This is a genomic window from Aliiglaciecola sp. CAU 1673 (genome assembly GCF_029223185.1).
Classification (GTDB): domain Bacteria; phylum Pseudomonadota; class Gammaproteobacteria; order Enterobacterales; family Alteromonadaceae; genus Bowmanella.
In genome coordinates this window covers 104,530-122,421 of record NZ_JARHUG010000001.1, presented here as the reverse complement: position 1 = coordinate 122,421, position 17,892 = coordinate 104,530, and the positions used below count along the sequence as shown (strand labels likewise).

Genomic DNA, 17,892 nt, shown 5'->3' with positions numbered 1-17,892 from the left:
ATCAATAAAAGGATTTAATGTTTCAATAATTTCTGAAACTTATGAAAAGACATGAAACTGACCCCTATGTTGACCTCCTTTGTGATGCACTTCGGTGAGATGGGTAGCCGTTGGGGCTTTAATCGCACCGTAGGGCAGATGTATGCCCTGCTGGTGGTAAGTCCGGAGCCTTTGACCGCCATGGATATGGCGGAAACCCTGAATATCTCCCGCGGTAATGTGAGCATGGGCCTTAAAGAGCTGCAGTCCTGGCAGCTGGTACAAGTCCAACACCAGCAGGGTGATCGCAAAGATTACTTTCGCGCCGTTGGCAGTATCTGGGATATGGCCAAAAAGGTTATGGAAGAGCGCCGCAAGCGGGAAATTGACCCCACGTTATCGCTGCTGCGGGATATGTTGCTGGATGCCCCTGCCAATGAGCATGAGCGTCATGCTCAGGATAAATTGCAGGAAATTCACGACCTGCTCGAAGCCGTCACGCAGTGGACCAATGAACTGCAGCGCTTAAGCCCGGATAACCTTAACACCCTACTAAAACTCAGTTCAGGGGTGGGTAAGGTATTGGATATGAAAGACAAATTCCTGGGCAAAGATAAAGACAGCGCCTAAATAGTCGGCTTAGCCAAAAGCCGCCGACAGACCTGGACAAGATTTAAAATCCCGGGCGAATGGCCCACCTTGCCCTGCCCGGCATCCTGCGGAGATCCTGATGGACGACGTACTCCTGTTATCCCGGCTGCAATTTGCCGCCAATATCAGCTTCCATATCCTGTTTCCCAGCATCAGCATCGCCCTGTGCTGGCTGCTGTGTTATTTCAAGATCCGCTTTGATATTTCCAAGCAGCCGGTATGGATGCGGGCTTATCGCTTCTGGGTCAAGATTTTCGCCCTGACCTTTGCCCTTGGCGTGGTCAGCGGCATTACTATGTCTTTCCAATTCGGCACCAACTGGCCGGGCTACATGGAAAAAGTCGGCAATATCGCCGGCCCCTTGCTGGGCTATGAGGTGCTGACCGCGTTTTTCCTGGAAGCCACATTCCTCGGTATTATGCTATTCGGCCAACAACGGGTGCCGGGCTGGGTACACACCCTTTCGACCCTCTTAGTGGCCATCGGCACAAGTCTCTCTGCCTTTTGGATCTTGGCCCTCAATTCCTGGATGCAAACCCCGGATGGTTTCAAGCTGATTGACGGTGTGGCCTATGTCACCGATTGGTGGGCAGTAATCTTTAACCCCTCCTTCCCTTACCGTTTCACTCATACCCTGCTGGCTTCCGGTCTGACCGCGTCGTTTTTGATGGCCGGCCTGTCGGCCTATCGTATTCATCGTGGTGACGCCAAACATGCGCCGCGTCTGGCCCTGAAAACCGCGCTGGTCCTGGCGGCGGTGCTGGCCCCATTACAAGTGCTGGTGGGGGATATGCACGGTCTGAATACCTTTGAACATCAACCGCAGAAAGTCGCGGCCATGGAAGGGGTTTGGGACACTGAAAAAGGCGCACCGCTGCTGCTGTTTGCCGTGCCCGATGAGAAAGCGCGCACCAATCACTTCGAAATACCCATTCCGAATATGGCCAGCATTATCCTCACCCACGATCCCAACGGCGAAATTCGCGGGCTGAATGAATTTATCGGTGAACATCCGCCGGTTAAACCTGTGTTCTATGGCTTTAGGATTATGGTGGGTGTGGGCATGTTGATGCTGCTCACCGCCTGGTTGGGTAGCTGGAGCTTGCTGCGCCAGGGCCAATTGCCGTCTTGGCTGCTAAAAGCCGTGATGGCCATGACATTCTCCGGCTGGATTGCCACTCTGGCTGGTTGGTATGTCACCGAAGTCGGCCGCCAGCCCTATCTGGTTAGCGGTGTGCTCAGGACCGCCGATGCCGTCACCGGCATTGCACCAGGCAATGTGCTGTTAACCTTCTGTTTGTACATCACATTGTATGTGGTGCTGCTTGGTGCCTATTTGCACACCCTGTTTCTACTGGCCAGAAAAGCGGTGGAAATCGAAGAATATCAGCCCGGGGAAAACCCCTTCTCACAACCTATGGGAGTTCAGGCATGATCAGCGATGCAACCTTGCCGATTATCTTCGTCGGCCTGATGGGCCTGGCCGTATTACTCTACGCCATTTTGGACGGCTATGACCTGGGAGTGGGCATACTACTGCCCTTGGGCCACGAGTCACGTAAAGATCAGATGATCGCTTCCATCGGGCCGTTCTGGGACGCCAATGAAACCTGGTTGGTGCTGGCCGTCGGGCTGCTACTGATCGCTTTTCCCAGCGCCCATAGCCTGGTGCTGCGCGAACTTTACCTGCCCGCCACTTTTATGCTCTTCGGCCTGATTATGCGTGGTGTGGCGTTTGATTTTCGCGCCAAAGTGGCTTTCACGAAAAAAGCGTTGTGGGACAAAGTCTTTAAGTTCGGCTCTATCCTCACCGCCTTTATGCAAGGGGTGATGCTGGGCAGCTATATCATGGGCTTCGAGCACAGCCTGGCGGCCACGCTCTTTTCACTGTTAAGCGGTATCGGTGTGACCGCGGCCTACGCTTTTATCGGCGCCTGCTGGCTGGTGATGAAAACCGACGGTGAATTGCAGATCAAAGCCGTTTATTGGGCACGTAAAACCAGTTGGATGTGTTTCGCCGGTGTGCTGGCCGTATGTCTGGTTAACCCGTTGATCAACCCTGGGGTACTGGACCGCTGGATCAGCCTGCCCTTCGCCTTGTTTATCTGGCCGATTCCTTTTGTGTGCTTTTGTTTGTTTGTGCTTTGCCATCTGGTACTTAAACGCCTGCCCCTTGCCGATGACGCCGGTTGTTGGGTGCCCTTTATGATTGCGTTGTTTATCTTCCTGTTCTGCTTCCAGGGTCTGGCAGTGAGTTTCTTCCCCTATATAGTGCCGGGACAACTGGATATCTGGCAGGCTGCCAGCGCACCGGAGTCGCTGCGCTTTATTTTGGTGGGGGCGATAGTGGTGGTGCCTTGTATCCTTGCCTACACCGCGTTTTCTTACCGGGTGTTTTGGGGCAAGGTACGCGACTTGCGATATTACTAACCCCTACAAATCAAAAAGATAGGAAAATTTAGTAGATTTCGTCCACAGAGGAGATCGTATTCAGAATCTATGGTGTATGTTTATCATTGGATTGCCAAAGGCATACACCTAAGCCAATGAAAAAGAGAAAGATCCTGTTGGAAATACTGTTGATGGCGCTGGCCTATTTTATTGCTGCGCGTCTCAGCTTATTTCTCTCCATTCCGCCAGGATACTCCACCGCTATTTGGCCGGCGGCGGGGGTGGCTGTGGCAGGTGTGATCGCACGCGGTACCCATCTGTGCATTGGCGTGTTTTTAGGTTCATTGGCCATCAACCTGTTTATTTCCTGGCAAAACATCGCCTCTGACATTGATGGCATGACCTTTGTTTTGGCCGGTGGCATAGCGATAGGCTCGAGCATTCAAGCTTGGATTGCCAGATTATTGATTACTGGCAGACGCAATCATCACATCATTCAACTGTGGGACACTGTTTTCCTTTTAAAGCTAATTGTGTTCGGGGGGCTGGTCTCGTCCCTTGTATCCGCCAGCAATGGTCACCTGTTCTTATATGCTATGAACATTGTGCCGCAGGAGCAGTTATTTTGGAGCTGGTTGACATGGTGGGCTGGAGATAGCCTGGGTGTTTTCGTCTTTGCCCCACTTCTGCTTCTGGTCTTTAGCCGGGGGTTCTTTGGTCTGCGAGAAAAGCTGATCACAACATGCTCTTTCTTGCTGTTACTGGCCGCCCTAGTTTCACTTTACCAAACAGATCTGCGTAGTGCAGAGGAAGAGCTTGATCGGCTTTTGACTCAAAGAACGCAAAACCTAAAGCAAAATTTGGAAAGCCAACTGTCGGTGTATACAGATGTGTTGGTGGCATTGAAAGCCTATTTCGATGCAGAGCAAACGGTGAGTCGTGAAGCATTTGCCAAATTTACCAGTATCACCCTGGAGCATCACCAATTCATAAAGGCTCTGTCATGGATACCCGCAGTGCCTGCTGATGAGCGTTTAGCCTGGGAAGAACTTGCCAGGCAGGAAGTGCCACAATTTCACTTCAAAAATAGGGTCGATGGTGAGTTGCGGATCAGCCCACAGAAAGACATTTATTATCCAGTATATTTTATTGAGCCCCAGGCCACTAACCAAGCCGCTCTTGGCTTTGACCTTTATTCAGAGCCTGATCGCCGGGCGACCATCCAACGCGCGATTGAGACTGAACAAGCGGCAGCAACGCCGCCGTTACAGCTGGTGCAATCCGATAGACAAGAGTCATCATTCATAATCTATTTGCCTTTGCAGCCGGGAACAAGGCCAGACTTGGTGTCCGGTGTTTTCTTGCTAGACCCCATCTTCGCAGATATCACCAATATCCTTGACCCATCAAGGGTAGGCTTTCGCGTAACAGACAGCGAATCACAAGATAACCTATTTGCCTGGCCAGCTGATATCGCTGGACGTGAGTTTGAGCAGCTGGCGTTTAAGCAGCGTGTGGAGTTAACCATTGCACAAAGAGAATGGCAGATTCAAACCTGGCTGCAAGCCCCGTATGTATTTGATTTTTTCTTCAGCAGATTATGGCTAACCCTCTCTGCGGGTATGGGGCTGGTCGGCCTTTTGGTGGCGTATATGATCAATCTGGCCAGCAGAGCTCTGCATGTAGAGAAGGAGGTGAGGGCTCGCACCATCGAATTAAACGACAGCCAGACTTTCCTGCGGTCCATCTTGGACAATTTGCCGCTAATGGTGTTTGTTAAAGACGCCGACTCACTAAAGTTTGTTGAGTTAAACAAACAAGGCGAAACGCTGCTCGGTCTCACCCCCAGTCAATACAAGGGTAAGCAAGCTGTCGATTTATTTTCTAATGCTGAAGCCAAAGCTGCTGAAGAAACCGACCAACAAGCCCTGACGACAAACAATATCGTCGATATTCCCAAAGAATCATTAAAGACCCCACAAGGCATGCGTTATTTACATACACGCAAAACAACGGTCAGGGATTCTGCCGGCCATGCCCGTTATATACTCGGAATATCCGAAGACATCACGAAAGAATTGAAACGCAAACAGGAGCTGGAAGAAAAGACTGTCAATCTGGAAGCGATCTGTAAAACCTTCGACGATATGTATTTCTGGATAGATAACCTTGGCACTATCGAGGACTATCGGGCCGCCGAGCAGAATTTGTTGAATTGCAGTGCCAATGACATTAACCGCAAACCCATAGACGCCATTTTTCCGGCCAGCATGGTCAGACAAATCAAAAACGCCATTATCTCCTTACAGCAAGATCCAAAGCTGATATGCCAGGTTGAGTGCGAACTAACCGATGCCGATGGCGCTCAACGTTACCTGGAAGCCCGCCTGGCCAATATTCCTCGTGACCGTATCCTGATGATTATTCGTGATATCAGCACACGTAAAGCGGTAGAAGAGGCTCTGCGTAAGACCAGTCAGTACAAATCCGACTTCCTGGCCAATATGAGTCATGAAATACGCACCCCCATGAATGCCATACTTGGGCTGACACAATTGGTGCTCAACACCCCACTCGATCCTCAACAACTTTCCTACCTGAAAAGAGTACAAGGCTCTTCTCAGGCATTGCTTAATATCCTCAATGACATCCTGGACTACTCGAAAATAGAAGCCAATAAACTGGAACTTTATGAGAGCGATTTCGACATTGAGGACGTCTTGCGGGGCTGTACCAATCTGTTCTCACTCAAAGCAGAAGAAAAACAGATAGAGCTTATCGTCGACAGTCAGCCAAATCTGACCCGTTATTACCATGGCGACAGCCTGCGTATCAGCCAAATACTGACCAATCTGTTAAGCAACGCAATTAAATTTACCGAGCAGGGCTATGTGCGCATCGGTATCAAAGAGAAGGTTGATGGAGACAATATTGCACTGGGCATCAACGTGTCAGATACCGGCATTGGCATGACAGAAGGCACGGTGCGAAAGCTGTTTCAACCCTTCGAGCAGGCAGATAGCTCCATTACCCGCCAATTTGGCGGCACCGGTTTAGGTCTGACCGTTTCCAAACATCTGGCCACTTTGATGGGCGGTGATATTGATGTCCGCAGCAAGCTAAACCAAGGCTCTGTTTTTACCCTGGACCTGCCTTTGTCTGCGGCAAAACACCCGATTGAAGGAGACAAACACAACATCCAGCCACTGCGTACATTGATTGTCGATGATTTGCCCGAATATCGTGACTTATTGGTTAATATGCTGAAAAGCATGCATTTTCAAACCCAGGTTGCCGCATCTGGCGAGGAAGCAATGGCCGCCATCATTCAGGCTGAAAAAGCCAATACTCCCTTTGAACTACTGCTGCTGGATTGGAAACTGCCGGATATTGAGGGACTCGAGCTAGGCAGACAAATTCTGGCTCAAAAGGCACATCAACAAGCCAAACTGATAATGATGACCGCCTTTGGCAAGGAAAGCGCCCGAGCTGCTGCTAAAGAACTGCCTTCCTGCCTGATACTGGAAAAGCCTATCTTGATCTCACAAATGCAAAATGCCTTGTATGAGCTGCAAAGCGGGCAAATATCCACCAGCACATCCGGCACCTCAGATCTCAAAGAGGTGAGAGCCATGCTAAAGCCGGTGCAAGGGGCCAGGATCCTGTTGGTAGAGGACAATCCCGTCAATCAGATAGTCGGACACGATATGTTGGTTGCCTTGGGATTAACAGCGGAAGTGGCGCAAAACGGTGCAGAAGCCGTAGAGCAGTTTGCGCAAGCTGACTTCGATCTGATCCTGATGGATCTGCAAATGCCGGTAATGGACGGCTTCGATGCTACCCGAACCATAAGAGCTACCGACAAGGGTAAGGATATCCCCATTCTGGCGATGACTGCTGCCGCCATGCTCTCAGATAAGAAGCAAACCGAAGCCTGCGGAATGAACGGGCATATTTCCAAGCCTATCGATGTGGTAAAACTCGCCGACGAGTTGCTGCGTTGGCTTCCACATAATGACAATGCTGCCGAAAATAAGCTGTCGGAGACAAGCGAAGAGGCCTTCTCGTTACCGGGCTTTGACTTAGAAGCTGCAGCACAACGACTGGGTGGAAACTGGACATTACTGAGAAAACTATTACAACGTTTTGCCGAGGATCTGCACAACACCAAAGAGACCCTCACAAGCGGCCAAGCTGACGCTGAAGAGACCATCCGCCAACTACATACCTTGAAGGGATCTGCCGCCACTATTGGCGCAATGACGCTGGCCGATCAAGCAGCCGAGGCCGAGGGCAAGTTGAAAGCCGAAGGAATATGGCGGCTGGAATCTGTGATTGCGCAATTGGACAAAACAGCTGCCGTGGTCGCCCTGTTGGGCACTGAAAAAACCACGTCAGCGACTGCACCAACCCGCCCTTTGCGGGACGTGATCAACGAGGTAAGAACGCTTCTGAGAACTGCGCAAATTGTGGATGAGACTCTCAAATCTGAGCTGGTAGAGGCGCTACAGGCAAGTTTCAAAGAGCAAGCAGCGCTGTTGAAAGAGCAGTTGGACAACTTCCAATATCAGGAGGCGCTAGTCCAGTTGGAAACCATCCTGCAAGGCCTGTCTGACAATCAGTGACTACGACTCCTTTACGGCCTTTGTCACACTGTGATCAACCCAAATTAAGTTTTCTGTTGCAAAGCCGGCTGACTTGGCAGCATCCAGCAACTGGTCGACAACAGCCTTCTCCAACTGTGGCGTGCGTGCCAAAATCCATAGATAGTCCCTGTCGGGACCGCTGACCAGGGCATACTGATAATTCACTTTATCCAAAGCCAAGATCACATAGGCGCCATAGAAAGGGCCAAAAAAGGACACTTTGAGATGGCCAGTGTCCTTATCATCGACAAAATAGGCCTTGCCTTCGGCCTCCCGCCACTGCCCTTTTTCTGTATCCCAACCTAGGTTAATGACCTTAACGCCACCGTCATCCCTCAGACTGTAATTAGCTTGTATATGGGACAATCCCCGCTCAAAGGAGTGATCCAGGCGGGCAATTTCATACCACTTGCCAAGATAGCGATTAAGCTCGAATCCAGTCACTGGCTGCACACCTTTGGGGGGGCTGGTACAGGCGGATAAAAGCCCGAAAACGAGGAATACCAATAGATAACGATAAATTTGCATCACTCAAACCGAAAAAAATGATTTGGCTCCGATACGTTCAAGAGAACATTTGGATCGGCGGTTTTTGCGCAATTATGGATTTTGTCTCATCCAAGGAAGGTGCACCAGCGAGGCACCGGTGCGCCATCGGCTTTACGGAAAGTCCACGACAGTGGTCTGCTGTGCGCTAACGTTTGCCTCTTTAGCCGTTAGGAACGCAAATCCCTGTTCGGTACCCTCGTCAGTTTCAGGCTCATCCACCGCCGCATGACAAGTGAAGGCCAAGGTGTACGAGCCTTGAGGTACATAACCCATCTGATATTGATAGCTGGCGGAGTCTTCATTGTACTTCACCTCTGCCACCGAGAAGGGGGATATCTCATTTGGGTCGACCGGAGCGTCCGCATCATCACCTAAGTTGGTGAAACCTAGCCCGGTACCCTCGAATAAATAAATAGCATTACCTTCAAGCGGGTCGGCTTTTTCACTGCAACTGGGGTCCAGAACCAGGGATTCAGCGACTGTGCCTTCCAACACCCCCACTTCGGCGTTAGCCACCAGCCTGACACCCCTGGGTTTCAGGAAAATCGAGGGTTGTCCTTTAGGATCAACCAATGACTTTCGAAGAACAAACTCCACAGTATAGGCAGCAGTCACATTGGCAAGGGCGGTAAAGCCATCAAGCTTAAGTTCGCCACTGGGCACTTTCAGGGGAAAGGTCCCCTGCTCCATCTCGATATAGGAAGCGTCAGTGACAGACAACCGAAGCTGTGTATATTCGCCGAGTGGAATTTCCTCATTGCTTACCAAGCTGGCAAAGTTGCTGCCCTGCACCGTCAATAAATCCACCATTCTTGGTCCGCCGTTGCCGTCACTCACGGTAAAGCGAATAGGATCGGCATTACCAATCAGTTCAACCTCATCAAAGTAGACAACCACAGCCAAAGCATCATCAACCGGCGCATCGGATACACCTAAGGAAAAGGTTGTGGAAGTGGGTGCAGGAGCAGGCGGCGGTGTCAGGGAGCCAGTGTCAGAGCCTGAGCCACCACCACACGCCGTCAGGAAGCCAACCAGCGAAGACATGACCAAGGATCTGCTAACAATGTTTTTCATAAGGAATTCTCTTTTTCAGAATGCATGCAATACTGAAACAAGATCATAGCATCCATGCCATCCCTATTTGCGGCCCTGTGGCCATACCAGGGTATCAACGCTGCAAAGTATCGACCTGTTCTTCTTCGCGCGCAGTTGCGATTGTCTCTTGTGCAGCGCCTTCTGCACGGGGGTCCAATTCGGCCATCACCGGAGTGTTGGGAGTAGAAGCCGAGAACGCTCGATGTGCTTCCAAAGGCACAGCAGGACGCACTGACAGGCGCCAATAAAGGAATGACAGGGTCAGCAAAGCCATTAAACCGAAGTAGCTGAACATGCCACTGGCGCCTAGCATCATCAGGAACAACGGCGCCAACAGCGGTCCTATCATGGCACCGATGCTGTACACCAGCAGCAAGCCCTGATTGCCGGAGATCACCTGGCTTGTGGGCAGCTCATCACAGGCCTGGCTCAAACTGATAGGATAGATGGCGAAAATAGTGCCCCCCAGCATAAATACCAAAATGCTGGTAAAAAGCGGGAAATCCTCCACGCCAAAAAGTACAAACATCAGACTGATAACTAGCGTGCTGACAAACAGGCCGACCAAGACTATGCGCCTGTCCAGACGGTCGGAAAGCCTTCCCAGGGGATATTGCAAACACATGCCACCGATGATCATGACCGCCATCATGTTGGCAATATCCTCGACGTTGTATCCCACTTGCGCGAAAAAAAGCGGTAGCAGACCATAGGCAACGCTGAGATAAAGGCCTGACACAAAGCAGCTCATCACCCCGGTAGGGGTTAACTTCATCAGTGTGAATACAGACAGCTTTTCATGGCGGGTGATTTGCGGCATATCCACTTTGGATAACATCAGCGGGATCACCGACAAAGAGGCCGCCAACGCCGACAAAGCAAAAGGTACCAGCACCATGATGTCCACATGTTTTAGCAGCATCTGACCGCTGGCCATGGCCGCGTAAAAGAGCACCATGTAGATGGCCATTATGCGGCCACGCAGCTTGACCGGAGCACTGACCATGATCCATGACTCGATCACTACAAACAGACCGCCTGCGGCGAAACCACCAAGCAAGCGCAGCCCCATCCACACCATAGGGTCGAAAACCAAACCATAGAGCAAAGCCAGGCTACAGAGTAACGACGCGTAGGCGGCATAGGCCCGCACATGTCCTACCCGCAGAATCACCTTGCTGTTAACGAAAGAGCCTACCAGCAAGCCGGCAAAATAGGAGGCCGATACCGCACCAATCCATTGTACCGAGACCATTTCTTCGGCCATCCGTAAAGTCAGCAGCGTGGTCATCATGCCGTGACCAATGGAATACACCACCAGGCTAAGAAGGGGAGAGGACAGGGAGACGAGGGCAGCTCTTGGCATCTTCTGTATCAAGTTCTTGTGCTTGCCTGTTAGATAGCAGTAAATCCTTGTTTGGTAAATTGAATCTTACTATTAATCTGTCGTCCGCTTATTTCATAAGCAGAGGAAAACTTTAGCGTTGGACAGCTATCGCCTCTGCTGCAGAACGTTGTCGACTACTGCTAAAACGATGTGATATGGCCGGATATTTGGCCATCAGCGCCTCATATCGTGGCGAAAGCTTTATCCGCATAAAGGCTTCCTGCACCAGATCAACCAGCGCTTTTGACGTATTGCGATTGAAAGCCAGATACTGGTGAGATTCTTTGAGCGTATAAACCACTTCAAAATCATCCAGGCTTTGTCCTGACTTCAACAAATACCAGTTACTGGCAATCTCCCCATGGGCCAGGGCATCGATGCGATCTTTGTTCAACATTTCAACCATATACAAGGGATTACTGTTACTCACGATGCGCTCTAGGGGAAAACCTTGTTCCACCAGCAACTGCTCGCCCACATCGTCCCGAATGGCCCCCACAGGATGCTGTTGTAGTTCCTCAAAGCTCTTACCTCTCAGGCCTTTATCTTTCTTGGCGACTATCACCACGCGGGTGGACAGCAAGGGCCCCACCCACCTAAACAGCATATCTCGCTGCTCGGTATGGGTGATGGTGTAAATCAGGGTATTGGGCCTGACCAGCGCTATCTGATAGGCCCGTGCCCAAGGCATGACCTGCATATCGTGCTGGGATATATCACTTCCCAGATCGGTTAAGATCATGCGCACCAACTCAGAAGAAAACCCCTTAAGCTCGCCCGTATCCAAATAATTAAAAGGACCGTAATCTTCGGTGAGGATAGTTAACTTGGGTAATGGCGTCATCGATTCTTGCAACGATGTGCTGTCGGCACCGGCGTATCCACTGGTCAGAAAAAGGCAAATGAGCAGGACGCGAAACATGAGCATTCCCCAACTGGGCTAGTATTTACATTATAGATCTTACTGATTCGCAGAAGTAGGCAATGGAACATTGGCATGCCTCACTTGTCGATAAGGATCTCATCTTAAAAATCGACGATAATCTTATAAAAATCAAAGACAAAAAATACTTTGGTTGTTACCAGGTAAATGGAGTGATTTTGCATAACGTTCGACTATTTTTCTGTCTGCTTTTCATACTGCCATGCCAGCCCGTGGCAGCCGATGAGCATGGTTTTGGCGCCAAATGGGATTTTTCCAGCCGCGCGGACAAGCGCACAGAGAGAGATTCGCGAGCCCAATATCGTCTGCGCTTCTATCCACAGTATCAATTCGATGACAACTGGAGTGTGCATGCCTTTGCCGTAACCGGTAATGCCTTTTCGTCAAGCTATAACACAGTGGATGACGGCAATAGCGACCATTTCTATCTGCGTCGTCTGTATTTGCGTTACCAACAAGGCGAAGGCAAGACCGAAGTGGGGGTGATTCCAACCTACAAAGGTGATGTGGCGTCTACCGGTCTTTCCCAACATGGCTGGATCACCGGGCTTCGCCATGTACTTCCCCTCTCCGATGGCAGACTGGAACTGGTGGCGGGAGAGTTGGCCCATGTGGACGACCCCAATGCATTTCAGGCGTTTGAGAACTTCAATTACTTTGAAATGGAGTATTCCGGGCGACTCAGCCCCAGAACCGGCTATGAGATCAGCCTGGAGAGAATGACTGGCAGCAACTACGTGCGTGGTGAACTGCGCCATCGCACCGACAAAGATACCATCTACGCGGTGGAAGTCATCGATAAGCTGGACAGCAACAGATTAAAAGTTTTAGTCAGTCTGGGTAAGAACCTTGATCTATGGGGACAAAAAACCCAGCTCTTTGCCCACGTTAGCCACACTGATGAAGACTTAGGTTTAAGAGCTGAGTTAACCGAAGACTTCCTCGACACCGGTTACGCCCTGGCCGCGGAACTGAAAGGCAAGTTCAGCCCCAAAAGCGCGTTAAGCTGGTTTGCCAAAATCGAGCGATATCAGGAAAGTAAAACTAACCGCCTGCAACTGGGCCTGCAGTACAAATTCAGCAACTTATAGAATGGGGGTCAGGTCTTGAAATTTGCAGAGTTCTGCAAATTTCAAGACCTGACCCCAAAAGGAAAGTTATTGCGGTTTGCGTTGCAGCCACACCATCAGGGCAATCAGCGCAAGGATGGCACCTTGGGTGGCCAGGGTCATGCCGTCGGCGTACAAACCCAGCCACTCAACAGATGGCATATTCAGAGGTTTGCTTGCCAGCGCCCCCATTTCCTGCAATGCGGCGATACCGCGACCAGCAAATATCAATGCCAACACAAACATAATCACTGCATTGACCTTAAAGAAGCCTGCTACAGGCAAGCGCATTGCCGCTTTGAATATGGCCCAGCCGAGCAGCCCCAACCCTACCAGGGCGACCAATACCCCCCACAACACTGCGCTATGTCCGGTTTCACCAGCCTGCAACCAAAGTGTTTGGTAGAAAAGCACAATCTCAAAGATCTCACGATATACGGCGATAAAGGCCAGCAACGCAAAACCCCAGTTTTGTCCAGAGCTAAGGCTGGCCGAGAGTTTTTGCTTGATGTAATCCTGCCAGGAATTGGCATGGGCCTTTGAATGCATCCAGATTCCGACCCATAACAGCACCACCATGGCCACCAGTGCCGCTACCCCTTCGGTAATTTCCCGACTGGCACCGGAGATATCTAACACAAAGCTCGCCACCAGCCAGGTGACAAGACCAAGCCCCAGGGCCGCCATCCAGCCGCCATGCACGTATTTCAGGCTTTGTGTAGCGCCAGCACGACTCAGGAAAGCAAAAATGGCCGCCAGTACCAAAATGGCTTCCAATCCTTCACGAAGCAGAATAATCAGCGATGCGACAAAACTTAACCAGGGAGAAAGCTCCCCTTGCCCCAAGGACAGAGCCGCTTGTTCCAGACCTTGCATGGCGGCCTGATAGAGACTCTCCAATTGTGCTTGTGGTAATCCAGAGCGCAGACCATCGCGGTAGGCAAACATGGATTTTTCAATATGCCTGGTCAGCGGCGCATCGAGGTTGCGTAGGCCGGATTCAGTCAATTCAAAGCCTTCCAGATAGGCATTGATGGACAACTCGTAGGCTAACTCCCGATCGCCAGCCTCAGCCGCCTGCCATGACTTCTGCAATGTCATTTGCGCAAACGCCAAGGGGTCTGGACCGGATGAAAGGATTTGATCTGGGTGTGCACGCAGTTGCACAAATGCGTCGACATCGCGACCATCAGCAGCAACCTGATTAGGCGTCATCGTGGCCAACTCATCCAGGCTAAAGGGAGAAGCCACGGCATCAACCGGGGTATCGGTCACATAACCAGCCACAAAAGCAGCTAACGCCCAGCGCTGATCATCGTTTAGCGACTGTGCATAAGAGGCCATACCTGTACCTTCAACACCCAGGGTGATGGTGTTGTATAAACCAAACAGACTCAGTTCGCTCATGCGTTCGCGATCATGGAAGTTTGCCGGTGCCGGCTCCATGCCTTGCCCGGCAATACCATCACCTAGCCCGGTGCTGCCGTGGCACATGGCGCATTGCGCCTGATAGAGTTGAGCGACTGAATCTGGTCTGGGAGCCTTTCTGGGGCTGAGCTTGATGTTGTAGGCCTGGGTAAGGGTCTTACTGATCTCACCGGTCAGCGCTTTGATATCGCTGCCCTGCTGCTTCTGTGCAATAGCCAGTTGCAGAGTGTTAATCTGATTTAACAAGGTATCGCTGGTGTCTACCCTGGGTAACTGCAACAGAATTTCTTCGGCAACCCTTGCAAACTCGACCTGTTCGGCATATTCCCCTTCATCCACCACTCTGCCGTCAGCCACGGTCATTGGGTAGTCCACCCCCACATACGCCAACAGGTGCAAAATACGTTCAGGCCCCTGCTGGGCGGCGTGTAATCCGATAGGCAGCAGCATCGTGGCTATCAGTAACAGCTTGGTGATGACTCGGTTCATATCACATTTACAACTAAGAATAATTTGCGTTTATTATCGCACTTGGAGTTCTTGTGAACAACCTGAACCAACAATTCAATAGGATTAGTAAACATTCACAGACACACAGCAACCGCTGACTTAATGCACAGTTGCCTTCTGATCGTCGGCATTTTCTGTGATCAGAAACCTACAGGTGCCTCTTCGCCCTAAGCATGGCTGCTAGCGGATAAAAAATGCAGGAAATGCGCACAAAACGACGGATTTTGAGTTCCTCAATTACCATGGTGCGTTATTTATAGGTGTAAATCGTCCACTGGCCGAATCTTTTTTATGTGCGATTAATCATCCGTAAATCAATATCTTGCCACAAAGATGTCACGGCCTTTAAAGGCTGTTACGTCTGCTCACCGGTCATTTACAACATATTTCCCTGGGCACGCGACACTTAATCTGGGCACAACGCCCCTAACGCAAACGAGGGATTCATCATGTTCAACTACCGTACTTTGGCGATTGCCACCACACTCATGGCTGCCCCCCTGATGTCCCAGGCGGCCACCTATGAAGCAGCCGATCAGTCCGTAGCCAGCCGACTCTGTGTCAGCGCCGTTACCCAAAATACTATTGGCTTTATCACCGCTGTCGATCAATCTGGCTATAAGCTGACCTACATAGCCCGCAATCTGCATTGCAATGACGAGCCGGTGGCCTATTTTGCAGCCGACGCCGGGCAAGACATGATTGCGGCAAGGCTGGAGAGATTAATGGTAAGCCCAGGGCGCACTGAAATTAAGGATGTCGTCGCTGTGCCGTCCAGCAAACCACTGAGCGGCCAAGTATTGATAGCACCTAAGTAGCCTGCTTCCGGCCAGATGGACAGTGGAACTCTGTCCCCCCTTTATTTAACGCGAGATTAATTCTTATATATCAATTGGTTAACTAACTACCCAACAAGTTTCAAATTAATTGTTGATAATAGTTATCATTTGCACTAAATTAACTCTCGCACTACAGCCCGAGTCTACTGGTCTTCTTTGGGCTTACCAACCACAGGTTTGGTATTAGGGCGGGCTCTCCGTGGCCCGCCCCTTTTTTATCTGAAAACAATAAACTAAGCTGCACGACAACATGCCTTGGGCCAAAGGCTTGATTTAGGTATCCTTTGCCCCACTGATTACCCAATGTTTTTTCTATGACTTTCAGACTCTTGGCCTCGATCGCCCTGCTTAGCGCCAGCTCCCTTTATGCTAATGAAATAGAACGCATCAGCGTCACTGCCAGCCGTCAGTCACAGCCGCAGGAGCAACTTTCCCTCAGCCTGACTCGCCTTGAGCAAGAAGAACTGTCCCTGCTTGGTCAAATTCATATCAGCGAAACCCTGTCCAGAGTCCCTGGTGCTTGGGTAAGTCGCGGCAACGGTCAGGAACATTTGACGGCCATTCGTTCCCCGGTGTTGACCGGCGCCGGTTCATGCGGGGCATTTTTGGTGCTGGAAGATGGCATTCCTACCCGCTCCAGTGGTTTTTGCAACGCCAACCAACTGTTCGAAGTGAACACTGAGCAGGCCGGCGCTATAGAGGTGCTCCGTGGCCCACACAGCGCATTATATGGCTCCAATGCAGTGCATGGCACCATCCACATATTAAGTCCCGATTTGCCAGATGCTGGCGCCGCATCTTTGGCTCTTGAGGGAGGTCCCAATCAATATGCAAGGGTCAAGTTCAGTGCGGGCAACGAGCAAATCCTGGTATACGGCAATCTGGCTCATGACGGCGGTTATCAGGCAGATTCAGGTTACGACCAGCAAAAATTGAACCTGGTGCATGGCTGGCATAGCGGCCAATGGCAGGTAAAGAGTCTGATGTCCTTTACTAACCTGAACCAGGAAACGGCCGGTTACATTGAAGGAAAAGATACCTATAAAGACGAAAACTTACGTCGTCAGAATGCCAATCCTGAGGCCTACCGGGATGCGTGGTCCTGGCGCACACAGTCCAATATCCAATATCAAATGGATAATGGCGTTACGCTACAGATGACCCCCTTTTTGCGGGCCCAGCGTATGGCCTTTCTGCAACACTTTGTGCCCTGGCAACCAACCGAAGAAAACGGCCATAAAAGTGCGGGACTGCAGACGCAATTATTTGGCGCTACGAACACAATATCCTGGTTAGCGGGTATGGATATGGAATGGACAGATGGTTGGTTGAAAGAGATCCAAGCCGAGTCCTTTAGTCCTGCATTGCCAAAGGGCAGCCACTATGACTATCAGGTAATTGCACGCAATCTGTCCCCTTTTGCCGGTTTGCGCTGGCGACCTTCAGAACAATGGCAGCTCAACGCAGCGCTGCGTTACGACTATCAGCAATACGATTATCAAACCTTGGTGCCCGCAGGCAGTGCTTGCGCGCCAGAAGTCAGCAAATGCCGTTTTTATCGGCCCGTTAGCCAGAAACCCGATTTCAAGAGTCTCTCCCCCAGCCTGGGAGTAGTTCACTATCTAGATAGCAGCGACCAACTGTATGCCAATCTCAGCCGCGGCTTTCGGGCACCACAAACCAGCGAACTGTTTCGATTGCAAAGTGGACAAGTACTGGCCAGCTTAGACACTGAACAACTGGACAGCGTTGAACTTGGCTGGCGCGCGCAATTTGCCTCGCTGAATATGGATCTCAGTGCCTTTGCCATGAATAAGCGTAACCATATTTTCCAGGACAGTGACAGACAAAACGTGGATAACGGACAAACCCGCCACCACGGATTGGAATTGAGTTTTACCCTGGCGCTAAACGCGCAGTGGCAGCTAAGCGCAGATGGTACCTTTGCCAAGCACCGTTATGCCAACGATCTCAACCTCGGCGAAGAGAGCATTCGAGGCAATGATATTGATACTGCTCCCAGGCAAATGTGGAATATGCGCCTGGACTGGCAACCGGCCACCGGGAAACAACTCGAACTGGAATGGCAGCACATGGGACGTTATTACCTCGACCCACAAAATAGTGCCGATTATCCAGGCCATGATGTGCTTAATCTGCGCGCCAGTTGCGCGTTGGATCGCCAATGGCGGTTCGGCCTTCGAGTACTGAACCTGTTGGATACAGACTATGCCGAACGTGCCGATATTGGTTTTGGCCAGTATCGCTATTTTGTCGGTCTTCCACGCTCTGTTTATCTGTCGTTGGATTATCGTTTGTAGATAGCAGCGACAAAGTGGCAACAATATTTGCTCCTATCCACTGG

General features: G+C 50.8%; 12 protein-coding genes. 7 read left to right on the top strand and 5 right to left on the bottom strand.

Annotated features, from left to right (window positions below):
• Positions 1 to 51 precede the first annotated feature (51 nt).
• The 4 genes from P2G88_RS00500 to P2G88_RS00485 all read left to right on the top strand — a co-directional run bounded on the left by P2G88_RS00500 (position 52) and on the right by P2G88_RS00485 (position 7,646).
• Positions 52 to 609 (top strand): GbsR/MarR family transcriptional regulator, encoded by a 558-nt coding sequence (locus tag P2G88_RS00500; RefSeq protein WP_275793613.1) that lies wholly within the window; start codon positions 52 to 54, stop codon positions 607 to 609.
• 100 nt (positions 610 to 709) lie between these two features.
• Positions 710 to 2,065 (top strand): cytochrome ubiquinol oxidase subunit I, encoded by a 1,356-nt coding sequence (locus P2G88_RS00495; protein ID WP_275793612.1) that lies wholly within the window; start codon positions 710 to 712, stop codon positions 2,063 to 2,065.
• Complete coding sequence (gene cydB / locus P2G88_RS00490; protein ID WP_275793611.1) at positions 2,062 to 3,060, top strand: cytochrome d ubiquinol oxidase subunit II; 999 nt, start codon at positions 2,062 to 2,064, stop codon at positions 3,058 to 3,060. Before P2G88_RS00495 ends, cydB begins: the two co-directional genes overlap by 4 nt.
• Positions 3,061 to 3,176: 116 nt before the next feature.
• Positions 3,177 to 7,646, top strand: coding sequence for a response regulator (locus tag P2G88_RS00485; RefSeq protein WP_275793609.1), 4,470 nt, complete (start codon positions 3,177 to 3,179; stop codon positions 7,644 to 7,646).
• Here P2G88_RS00485 and P2G88_RS00480 read toward each other — a convergent pair whose 3' ends face one another.
• From P2G88_RS00480 to P2G88_RS00465, 4 genes are all read right to left on the bottom strand, one after another.
• Positions 7,647 to 8,189 (bottom strand): lipocalin family protein, encoded by a 543-nt coding sequence (locus tag P2G88_RS00480; protein WP_275793908.1) that lies wholly within the window; start codon positions 8,187 to 8,189, stop codon positions 7,647 to 7,649.
• A 138-nt stretch (positions 8,190 to 8,327) separates the two neighbouring features.
• Positions 8,328 to 9,290: a DUF4382 domain-containing protein gene (locus P2G88_RS00475; protein WP_275793607.1), complete on the bottom strand. Its 963-nt coding sequence runs from the start codon at positions 9,288 to 9,290 to the stop codon at positions 8,328 to 8,330.
• A gap of 94 nt (positions 9,291 to 9,384) precedes the next feature.
• On the bottom strand, positions 9,385 to 10,677 hold the full coding sequence (locus P2G88_RS00470; protein ID WP_275793606.1) for an MFS transporter: 1,293 nt from the start codon (positions 10,675 to 10,677) through the stop codon (positions 9,385 to 9,387).
• Between the two features lie 112 nt (positions 10,678 to 10,789).
• Positions 10,790 to 11,620 (bottom strand): transporter substrate-binding domain-containing protein, encoded by an 831-nt coding sequence (locus P2G88_RS00465; RefSeq protein ID WP_275793605.1) that lies wholly within the window; start codon positions 11,618 to 11,620, stop codon positions 10,790 to 10,792.
• Positions 11,621 to 11,682: 62 nt separating this feature from the next.
• Here P2G88_RS00465 and P2G88_RS00460 point away from each other — a divergent pair, with 62 nt between their 5' ends.
• The gene (locus P2G88_RS00460; RefSeq protein ID WP_275793604.1) at positions 11,683 to 12,732 is read left to right on the top strand and encodes a hypothetical protein; all 1,050 of its coding nucleotides are present in this window, start codon (positions 11,683 to 11,685) and stop codon (positions 12,730 to 12,732) included.
• Positions 12,733 to 12,798: 66 nt separating this feature from the next.
• Here the strand turns inward: P2G88_RS00460 and P2G88_RS00455 are convergent, their stop codons facing one another.
• Positions 12,799 to 14,667, bottom strand: coding sequence for an FTR1 family protein (locus P2G88_RS00455; protein WP_275793603.1), 1,869 nt, complete (start codon positions 14,665 to 14,667; stop codon positions 12,799 to 12,801).
• 470 nt (positions 14,668 to 15,137) lie between these two features.
• On the opposite strand from P2G88_RS00455, the gene P2G88_RS00450 reads away from it, so the two are divergent.
• Positions 15,138 to 15,506: a DUF3718 domain-containing protein gene (locus P2G88_RS00450; protein ID WP_275793602.1), complete on the top strand. Its 369-nt coding sequence runs from the start codon at positions 15,138 to 15,140 to the stop codon at positions 15,504 to 15,506.
• Between the two features lie 335 nt (positions 15,507 to 15,841).
• On the top strand, positions 15,842 to 17,848 hold the full coding sequence (locus P2G88_RS00445; RefSeq protein ID WP_275793601.1) for a TonB-dependent receptor: 2,007 nt from the start codon (positions 15,842 to 15,844) through the stop codon (positions 17,846 to 17,848).
• The last annotated feature ends 44 nt before the right edge of the window (positions 17,849 to 17,892 follow it).